The organism is Ilyobacter sp. (assembly GCF_041583315.1).
Lineage (GTDB): Bacteria > Fusobacteriota > Fusobacteriia > Fusobacteriales > Fusobacteriaceae > Ilyobacter.
Map to the genome: position 1 here is coordinate 1 of NZ_JBFHGC010000037.1, position 9,511 is coordinate 9,511.

Annotated in this window: 12 protein-coding genes; all 12 read left to right on the forward strand. The window is 37.6% G+C overall.

Annotated elements, in window-relative coordinates; translation table 11 throughout:
* Positions 1-484: 484 nt before the first annotated feature.
* Positions 485-931, forward strand: a complete 447-nt coding sequence (locus ABZA26_RS02445; RefSeq protein ID WP_372712937.1) for a GNAT family N-acetyltransferase — start codon at positions 485-487, stop codon at positions 929-931.
* 39 nt (positions 932-970) lie between these two features.
* Positions 971-1,513 carry a lipocalin family protein gene (locus ABZA26_RS02450; RefSeq protein WP_372712938.1) on the forward strand — a complete coding sequence of 181 codons (543 nt, stop codon included), beginning with the start codon at positions 971-973 and terminating at the stop codon, positions 1,511-1,513.
* A gap of 225 nt (positions 1,514-1,738) precedes the next feature.
* Positions 1,739-2,902, forward strand: coding sequence for an ABC transporter permease (locus tag ABZA26_RS02455; RefSeq protein ID WP_372712939.1), 1,164 nt, complete (start codon positions 1,739-1,741; stop codon positions 2,900-2,902).
* Positions 2,895-3,587 carry an ABC transporter ATP-binding protein gene (locus tag ABZA26_RS02460; RefSeq protein WP_372712940.1) on the forward strand — a complete coding sequence of 231 codons (693 nt, stop codon included), beginning with the start codon at positions 2,895-2,897 and terminating at the stop codon, positions 3,585-3,587. The genes ABZA26_RS02455 and ABZA26_RS02460 overlap by 8 nt, the downstream gene beginning before the upstream one ends.
* A 137-nt stretch (positions 3,588-3,724) precedes the next feature.
* Complete coding sequence (gene hpf / locus ABZA26_RS02465) at positions 3,725-4,267, forward strand: ribosome hibernation-promoting factor, HPF/YfiA family (protein WP_372712941.1); 543 nt, start codon at positions 3,725-3,727, stop codon at positions 4,265-4,267.
* 124 nt (positions 4,268-4,391) lie between these two features.
* On the forward strand, positions 4,392-4,952 hold the full coding sequence (gene cobU, locus ABZA26_RS02470; protein WP_372712942.1) for a bifunctional adenosylcobinamide kinase/adenosylcobinamide-phosphate guanylyltransferase: 561 nt from the start codon (positions 4,392-4,394) through the stop codon (positions 4,950-4,952).
* Between the two features lie 14 nt (positions 4,953-4,966).
* A complete protein-coding gene (gene cobS, locus ABZA26_RS02475; protein WP_372712943.1) occupies positions 4,967-5,716 on the forward strand; it encodes an adenosylcobinamide-GDP ribazoletransferase in 750 nt (249 codons plus the stop codon).
* Positions 5,717-5,740: 24 nt separating this feature from the next.
* Positions 5,741-6,331 carry an alpha-ribazole phosphatase gene (gene cobC / locus ABZA26_RS02480; RefSeq protein WP_372712944.1) on the forward strand — a complete coding sequence of 197 codons (591 nt, stop codon included), beginning with the start codon at positions 5,741-5,743 and terminating at the stop codon, positions 6,329-6,331.
* Positions 6,332-7,384, forward strand: coding sequence for a nicotinate-nucleotide--dimethylbenzimidazole phosphoribosyltransferase (cobT, locus tag ABZA26_RS02485; RefSeq protein WP_372712945.1), 1,053 nt, complete (start codon positions 6,332-6,334; stop codon positions 7,382-7,384).
* Positions 7,385-7,470: 86 nt separating this feature from the next.
* Entirely contained in the window at positions 7,471-8,148 is a 678-nt protein-coding gene (gene radC / locus ABZA26_RS02490; protein WP_372712946.1) for a DNA repair protein RadC, read from the forward strand.
* Between the two features lie 13 nt (positions 8,149-8,161).
* Positions 8,162-9,121: a stage 0 sporulation family protein gene (locus ABZA26_RS02495; protein WP_372712947.1), complete on the forward strand. Its 960-nt coding sequence runs from the start codon at positions 8,162-8,164 to the stop codon at positions 9,119-9,121.
* A partial coding sequence (locus tag ABZA26_RS02500; RefSeq protein ID WP_372712948.1) for a tRNA1(Val) (adenine(37)-N6)-methyltransferase occupies positions 9,121-9,511 on the forward strand: 391 nt, incomplete at its 3' end. The genes ABZA26_RS02495 and ABZA26_RS02500, both read left to right, overlap by 1 nt.

The window sequence follows — 9,511 nt, forward strand, 5'->3', positions numbered from 1 at the left end:
ATTGCTGTCACTTTTCCTTGATGAAAAGTAACCAAAAATCAAGCCTTGTCTTGTCCAAGCTAAAATATAATAAATTTTACTAAAAATACAAAACTCGCTGCGCTCAGACATTGTATTTTCTTTACGTAAAATTGATTATATTTCTTCACGCTCGTCCTGCGAATAGGCACTTCAAAAACCTTAAAAGACTTTAAAGATTTTAAAGATTCTATGGACTTTAAAAATCATTTAAATATCTTAATCTTTAAGTGGCATTGATAAAATCAGCGTTAAGAATGGTCGCAGTGAAATCCTTAGAAAAAATCGACTGTCTGAACGAAGTGAGTTTCGAGTTTTTCTTGGATTTTCAAGGTCATTTAGCTGATTTTTCACAGCCTTGACCTTTTGGTTACTTTTCTGTCAAGAGAAAAGTAACAAAGTCTAGAGAAATTCAATAATTTAATTTGAAATACATAAAAATATATTTATAAGGGGGAGATCTGTAATGGAGTGGAAAATAAAGAAATTTGATGAACTTAGCAGCAGAGAGCTTTACGATATACTGCAGCAGAGGGTGGATGTCTTTGTGGTGGAGCAAAACTGTGCCTATGCAGAGATAGACGGGAAGGATATAGATGCTTATCATCTTTTTGCCACAGATGACGGGAAGGTGGCTGCCTATACGAGAATACTTCTTCCTGGAGTTTCTTTTGATGAAGTCTCTATAGGAAGAGTCCTGGTGAACATGGGGTATAGAGGTGAAGGGCTAGGACAGGAGCTGATGAAAAAGACCATGGGATTTGTGACTGAAGAACTGAAAGAAAAATCCATAAGAATATCTGCACAGGAATACCTTCTTGAGTTTTATCTCAGCCTCGGGTTTGAAGAGGCATCTGATGTGTATATAGAAGACGGAATACCTCATATGGATATGGTATTTACAAAAAATTAAGGGACGATGAGATATAAAACCTTTGTATAGGGGGGATTTATGAAGATTTTTTTTAAAATTTTGATAATTTTTTTAACTTTTTTTATCTATTCCATGTCTTATTCTTGGAAGGGACAGGAGAAAAAGTACGGTATTTCTGAATTTCAGTCAGAAAAGTACCTTGGAAAATGGTATGAAATAGTGAGAAAAGACCATAAATTTGAAAAAGGACTGAGCAATGTGACTGCTCAGTATGAAAAGCTGGGAAATAACAAAATAAAAGTTACAAATACAGGCTATGACGAGAAGAACGAAAAAGTCAAAACTGTCGTGGGAAAAGCAAAGATAAAATATAAAACTGTTGAAAACATACTGAAAGTCAGCTTCTTTTGGCCTTTTTATGCTGATTATATAATAATGGATTATGACAGAGACAACTATGAGTATGCGTTAATAAGGGGAAGAAGTGACAAGTATTTGTGGATACTCTCCAGGACTCCTGTTTTAGATGAAGAGATAGTAATTAAACTACTTGAAAAGGCAGAAAAAGACGGTGTTGAACTGAATAATCTTATCTATGTGAAACATGATAAATCAGAATAGTTTGATTTAAAAAGCCGGCAGTCTCCGGCTTTTTAAGTTGTCTGGCTGGATAAAAAAAGAACCCATGAATTTTTATGAACCTTTATTTGAAGTGGATAAAATCATAAAAAATTTAAAAATCAAAAAGTACAGCCACCAAAGTTAACATTCTGTTGAGGATGGCATGTATATGGTGTATAATTCCCCTGTGAAGGGAAATAACATAAATAAAGGAGAATGAAAGCCATGATAGAGTTTTTTATTGCTAAAAAACACATAGTCGAGAGGAAAAAACAGAGTATAATCTCTATCCTCGGTATGACCATAGGAATAGCAGTGTTGATAGTTTCTATAGGTATAGCAAACGGTCTGGACAAGAACATGATAGAAAGTATTCTCTCTATTACATCTCATGTGGTGGTGCAGGATAACGGCGACATGGAGAACTACAGGGAAACACAGAAAATAATAGAGGGTATAGAGGGTGTAAAGGGAGTAGTTCCTAAAACCTCTACCCAGGGGATATTAAAGTATAACGGTGTGCTTGGAAGCTATATATCAGGTGTAAAGATAGAGGGACTAGACCTGGATGATGCCAAAAGAGCAATGGAACTGGATAAAAAAATCGTTCATGGAACAATGGACTTTGATAAACCTACACAACTTCTTATGGGGAAGGAACTTTACGAACAGCTGGGAGCCAGTCTGGGTGATGAAGTTTCCATAGTTTCTGCAGACAACAGAGAAGTCAGGTTTAAAATAGGGGGAGTATTTCAGAGCGGATACTATGAATATGATACTAGCCTTGTAATGCTGCCTCTAAGAGCTGTACAGGCTCTCACATACTCGGGTAACGTAGTGACTAAGATGGATGTAATGCTCAATGATGCCTACAAATCAGATAAGGTGGCAGCTGAAATAAACAATAAAACCAATCTAAATACAAAAACCTGGGGTCAGCTGAACAAAAATCTTTTGTCGGCACTTTCTCTGGAGAAAACAGTCATGATAATAGTATTTTCACTCATAGTTGTAATAGCCGGATTTGTAGTATGGGTGACTCTGAATATGCTTGTGAGGGAAAAAACAAGAGATATAGGCGTAATGAGGGCCATGGGGTTCTCCAGTGAGAGAATAATGAAAATATTTCTTATAGAGGGAATGACCCTGGGGGTAATGGGGATAGTAATAGGAACTGCAGTGGCCTTGGCCATACTGTGGTATGTAAAAAATTATTCAATAGCCCAGCTGACGAGCATATATTACCTTACAAAGATACCTGTGGAACTATCTGTCAAAGAGATTTTCACAATAATAGGTGCTAATCTTGTGGTAATATTTATTTCCAGCATTTTCCCTGCATACAGGGCAGCAAAATTACAACCGGTGGAGGCGTTGAGATATGAGTAAAACAGTACTAAATCTAGAAAAACTAAATAAAAACTATAAGGATAAAAAAAGGGATCTGCATATTATAAATGATCTTGATCTGAGGGTTGAAGAGGGAGAGTTTATATCTATACTTGGGAAATCAGGTTCCGGAAAATCTACTTTGCTGAATCTCATAGGACTTTTGGATAAACCTGACAGCGGGAGAATATATTTTGACGGTATAGAGGTGGACAATCTCAACGGAAGCAACATTGACAAGATAAAAAATGAGATGCTCGGTTTTGTATTTCAGTTTCACTATCTTCTGCCTGAATTTACAGCCTTGGAAAATGTAATGCTACCGGCTTTACTGAAAAACTTTAAAGACAAGGCCGGAATAAAAGAAAGGGCTGTCAAACTACTGGAAGAGGTAGAACTGGGGGAAAGGATGGGTCATAAACCGACTGAACTCTCTGGAGGAGAGAAGCAGAGGGTTGCCATAGCGAGAGCCCTTATAAACTCTCCCAAGATACTGCTGGCAGATGAGCCCACTGGAAACCTAGATGAAGAAACAAGTGAAAAGATACATGGACTTTTAAGAAGAATAAATACTGAGAAGAAGCAATCTATAATCGTGGTTACTCATTCGAGAGAACTTGCAAAGATATGTCATAAAAGATATTATTTGAAAAAAGGATGCCTGCATTTGGAAGAAGAACTCTAGAGAAAATAAAATAATAAAAAAAACTTTTAAAAAAACTAGGAAATTCATTAAATAGTTGTATAATCTTATTAGTTGACAACGATTCAACAAATACACCGGAGCTTATGCTAAGGATCGATGAAAGGAAGTGGTTTTATATGAGATTAATCATCCACGGGAGACATCTAGACGTTACAGAACCAATCAGGCTACATGCTGAGAAGAAAGTTGGTAAGATAAAAAAATATTTCGACAATATTATGGAGGTGGATGTAACATTATCGGCTGAGAATTTGAAAACCGGAGATTACCATACTGCAGATGTATTGGTCTATATTAATGGTAATAAAATCAAGGCAACTGCTACTGATGAAGATCTATATTCAGCCATAGATGAAGTCGTAGATGTACTAGAACAGCAAATAACTAAATATAAAGAAAAATTAAGAGACAATAAACACAATGCAGGACGTAAAAATACTATCAAGTATAATCCTGAAACTAAGACAATAGAAAAAGAGGACAGTAAGAGAATTGTCCAAACTACAATCTCTGCAAGACCTATGTATGTAGAGGAAGCTGTTATGCAGATGGAAGTTCTTAACAAACAGTTTTATGTTTTTATGAACGCCGATACAGAGGAGCTCAATGTAGTATATAAAAGAAATGATGGAGATTATGGCCACGTAGAACCAGCATAAAAACACCAGGACCGGCTGAGCCGGTCCTTTTTAATTGTAATTCCAAAGCCCTTTGTTATTGATATTTTATTCTGTAAGTGATATAATAAAAATTGTGATAACTTAAGTTTTTGAAGGGGGAAACATGGGGAAAATCATCTATGTTACTGGTGGTGCCAGGAGCGGTAAAAGCAGCTTTGCAGAAAACCATGTGGCAGCCAGCAAGCTAAAAAGAGTATACTTGGCCACCTCTATTCCATTTGATAATGAGATGAAACTCAGGGTGGAAAAACATAAGGAACAGAGAGGCGAAAACTGGCTTACTATAGAGGCTTATAAAAATCTCTATGAGATTCTCAAAAATAAGGTGAGTAACGAGAAGATAATTCTCTTGGACTGCCTAACAGTGATGGTGACAAACCTTATGATAATGGAAAAGGAATATGACTGGGATTCCATAGGTAAAGAGGAACTGCATTCCATTGAAGAAAAAATCCAGGAAGAGATAAAAGGAATTTTTGATTTTGTAGAAGAAAAAAACTTAGAACTTGTGATCGTGTCAAACGAGCTTGGAATGGGACTAGTCCCTCCCTATGCACTAGGAAGACACTTTAGAGATATAGCAGGGAGAATGAACCAGATGGTGGCCGAGAAAGCAGATGAAGCTTATCTAGTTGTCTCAGGACTGCCGATGAGATTAAAATAATACGGAGGGAACAGATGAAGGGACTTTTACTTTTATTTCAATTTATGACCAGGTTACCGATACCTGTTAAGGTAGAATATGATGCAGACGAAGTGGGGAAAAGCATGAAGTTTTTTCCGATTGTGGGGATACTGATAGGTGGAATACTCTGGGGAGCTTATCTTGTGCTGAGCAAGTATATAAATAACCCTTATGCCCTCGCATCTCTTATTGTCTTACTGGAGATTATTCTGACTGGCGGACTTCACTTGGACGGTCTTGCAGATACCTTTGACGGAATATTCAGCTATAGAAGTAAGCACAGGATGCTTGAGATAATGAAAGATTCGAGACTTGGATCTAACGGAGCTTTAGCTCTTATTATTTATTTTATACTGAAGATATCTCTAATTGTAGAGGTAGGCTTTGCAATTATACTGATAATGCCTGTAATAGCAAGGCTGAACAGTGTGCTGAATGCAGCAATAGGACCCTATGCAAGAGCCACAGGAATGGGTAAGTCCATAGTAGAGCACACAACGACTGTAGGGGTACTGATATCTACTGTTTTAACTGCCATTTATGTGTATTTTATAGGATGGCATTTCGGAGAAATTGATTTAGGATTGAGACTTTTGGCTATAATACCTTTGGTTATGCTGCCTGGAGCTTATTTTGCAAAACTTATGGACAGGAAAATCGGAGGAGTTACCGGTGATACTTTAGGAGCTGTTCTTGAGATGACAGAGATTTTGGTTGTTTTCTTTGCAGCAATTATATTATAAAAATTTTTAAGGTTTGGTGGGTATATGGGAAAGGTCATACTGGTAAGACACGGTGAAAGTGAGATGAACAGAGATGGTCTGTTTTTCGGATGGCTCGATCCTAAACTTACGGAAAAAGGTATAGAACAAGCAAATAAAGCCAAGAGTGTAATAGAGAACTTTAAATATGATGAAATATATTCCAGTGATCTTTCTAGAGCCAGAGAAACTGCAGATATAGTAAATTATCAGGGACTTCCTGTAAATGTATCTCAAGAATTGAGAGAGATAAACTTTGGAATTTTTGAGGGTCTCACATACGGAGAGATAAAGGAAAAATATCCGGTTGAGGTAAAATTGTGGAAAGAAAAATGGCAGGAGTACGACTATGAAAACGGAGAGAACGTAACCCAGCTCCAGAAAAGAGCTGTGGAATTCCTGAAAAGCCTTGATAAAGAAAAAAAGGATATAGTTGTTGTAACACACTGGGGAGTAATAAACTGTATACTGAGTTATTATATAACCGGGGGTCTTGACGGGTATTGGAAATTTGCACTGAATACCGGTGGAGTAAGTATATTAGAATTCAGAGACGGATTCCCTGTGCTACAGGGCCTCAATATAGGGGGAAAATAAATGGAACTTTTTGAAGAAACCTTGAGAAATATAGAGGGTCTAGATAAAGATGCAGTGAAAAGGGCCCAGAAAAGACTGGATTCCAGGATGAAACCTAAGGGAAGTCTGGGGAAGCTAGAAGAGATAGCAGTTCAGTTTGCAGGGATTACAGGTAAAGTTTTTAACAGTGCAGACAGAAGATGTCACATAGTAGCTTCGGCAGATAACGGTGTAATAGAAGAGGGAGTATCATCATGTCCTTTGGAATACACAGGGATAGTATCAGAGGCTATGCTAAATGAGATAGCTGCAATAGGAATACTGTGCAGATCTGTGGGGGTCGACTTCAAACTCATAGATATAGGTATAAAAGGCGGGATAAAAAGAGACTACCCGAATCTTCACAACCATAAAGTGAAGAATGGGACAGCTAATTTGAAAAATGAACCTGCCATGACCAGGGAAGAATGTATAGAGGCTATAGAAACAGGAATCAGAACAATAAATAACCTCAAAGACAGCTACGATATATTTTCCAACGGAGAGATGGGGATAGCCAATACTACTACAAGCTCGGCAGTACTCTATGCCTTTACAGATGAGGACATGGAGCTAATAGTGGGAAGAGGTGGAGGTCTCAGTGATGAGGGCCTTCTTAAAAAAAAGAATATTATAAAAGAGGCTTGTGAACTACACAGAGTCAAAGAGATAGACCCTGTAGATGTGGTAGCAAGAGTAGGCGGACTGGATATAGCCTGCATGATAGGAATGTATCTAGGGGCAGCAGCAGCAAAGAAACCAATGCTGGTAGACGGATTTATATCTGGGGTAGCGGCCTTGGCAGCGGCTAAGATAGCACCTCTTTCAAAGGACTACATGATAGCTACTCACAAAAGTGAAGAGCCTGGAATGAAAGTCGTACTGGACAGCTTACAGCTTGAAGCTATGCTTCATATGAATATGAGACTGGGAGAGGGAACGGGAGCAGTCCTGACTTATCCTATAATAACCGGAGCATTGGAAATTATAAAAAAAATGAAAAAAGTCGATGAAGTATACGAACTTTTTGCTTAAAAAAATCCCTGCATAAGCGGGGATTTTTGACAAAGTGGTGTTTGAGAGGATATAATTGATGGAATTCTTTTATAAGGTGATGGTCTATGAAAGAGACGGCAGGACACAGAAAAAGACTCAGAGAAAAGTATTTAAAAGGCGGATATGATTCCTTTTTGGATTATGAAAAACTGGAGCTGCTTCTTACATACAGCATAGTAAGAAAAGATGTAAAACCTGTGGCAAAAGAACTTTTAGAGAAATTTGAAAGTATAGAGGGAGTTCTGAAGGCTTCATCTGAGGAACTTTTGAAAATAGATGGAGTGGGAGAGGGAAGCTTGGTTTTTCTAAAACTGATCTCAGAGACATCTAAGGATATATTTAAAAGTTCATATTCAAAACGGGATGTTACTACTATATCAGGAACAAGGGATCTTTTGGCTTTTTTGAGAAATGACATAGGTTTTTCTCCTATTGAGGAGTTTAAAGTCATATTTCTCGACACTGCCAATAACCTTCTCTGTGAGGAAACCCTTTTCAGGGGGACCATCGACAGAAGCGGAGTATATCCGAGAAATATAGTGGAAAAAGTCATAAAGTACGGAGCCAAGTCAGTAATATTTGCACACAACCATCCCTCGGGGAATTTAAAACCGTCTAAGGCGGATATAGATTTTACAAATAAAATTTCACAAGTACTTAATGCCATTGAGATAAGAGTACTAGACCACATGATAATAAGCAGAGACTCTTATTTTAGTTTTTTGGAAAAAGGGCTCATTTAATCGGGAGGACAAAATGGAAAAGGATATAGATGTCAAAGAAAAGAATACAAAATCAGATGAGATAAAACCTTCGGTGGAAAAGGAACCTAAAGAAAAAAAAACCTATAAAGTTTTAGGCGTGATTTTTGAGGTTACTAAAAAAAGATATTATTTTGAAGTGACAGACGAAACTCAGTATAAAAAAGGTGACAAGGTCGTAGTAGATACTGCTAGAGGAAGAGAACTAGGAGTTGTCTACGGTGAGACAAGGGAACTTCCGGAAAAAGAACTGGTTCTTCCTCTCAAACCTGTAATTAAAAAAGCCTCAGAAGAAGAGATAGAAAGATACAATAATCTGAGGGAAGAGTCAGAGGCTGCTTATCTGGTATGTAAAGTGAAAATAGTTGAGCATAAACTTCCAATGAAAATAGTGGCATCGGAGTTTACTTTTGACAAGTCGAAACTTATATTTTATTTTACTGCAGAGGGAAGGATAGATTTCAGAGAATTGGTAAAAGATCTGGCAACTATATTTAAACTGCGTATAGAACTGAGACAGATCGGTGTGAGGGATGAAGCCAGAATTCTAGGAAGCATAGGTATCTGCGGAAAGGAACTTTGCTGCAGAACATTTATAAATAAATTTGACTCGGTATCAATAAAAATGGCGAGAGATCAGGGACTAGTAATAAATCCTTCCAAAATATCAGGAGCCTGCGGAAGGCTGCTCTGCTGTATAAAATATGAGCACAGTCAGTATGCAGATGCTCTGAAAAGCTTCCCGGCAGTGAACCAGATAGTGGGAACTGAAGACGGAGACGGAAGAGTAGTGGGAGTAAATCCATTAAACGGCTATCTGTATGTTGATATTCCTACTAAAGGAATGATGAGAAAAGATCTGGTAGATATCAAGTTTAACAAAAAAGAAGCCAGAAAACTCCAAAATAAAACAAGTGATGAAGAACGTAAACTAAAAGGACTGGAGAAGGAGTAATGATCCATCCTGATGAGGATATAACTCTTCTGAATGAAATGGGAAGGGATATCATCCAAAAGAAAACCGGATTTAGATTTTCTGTGGATGCTGTGATATTGGCAGATTTTTTCAGAGGGGTTAAACCCGGGAAATTACTGGAAATAGGTACAGGTACAGGAATAATATCCATACTTCTTTCAGAGAGTGAAGGGGTAGAAAAAATAACTGCCCTGGAGGTGCAGCCTGAAATGGCAGAGCTGGCTGAAAGGAATGTAAAGAGAAATGGTCTAAATAAGCGTATAGAGGTAGTTTTAGGGGATGTGAAGGAGATAAAATCTGGAAACATATACGATTATGTCATAAGTAATCCCCCCTATATGCCGGTAGATGGCAAGAAAATAAATATAC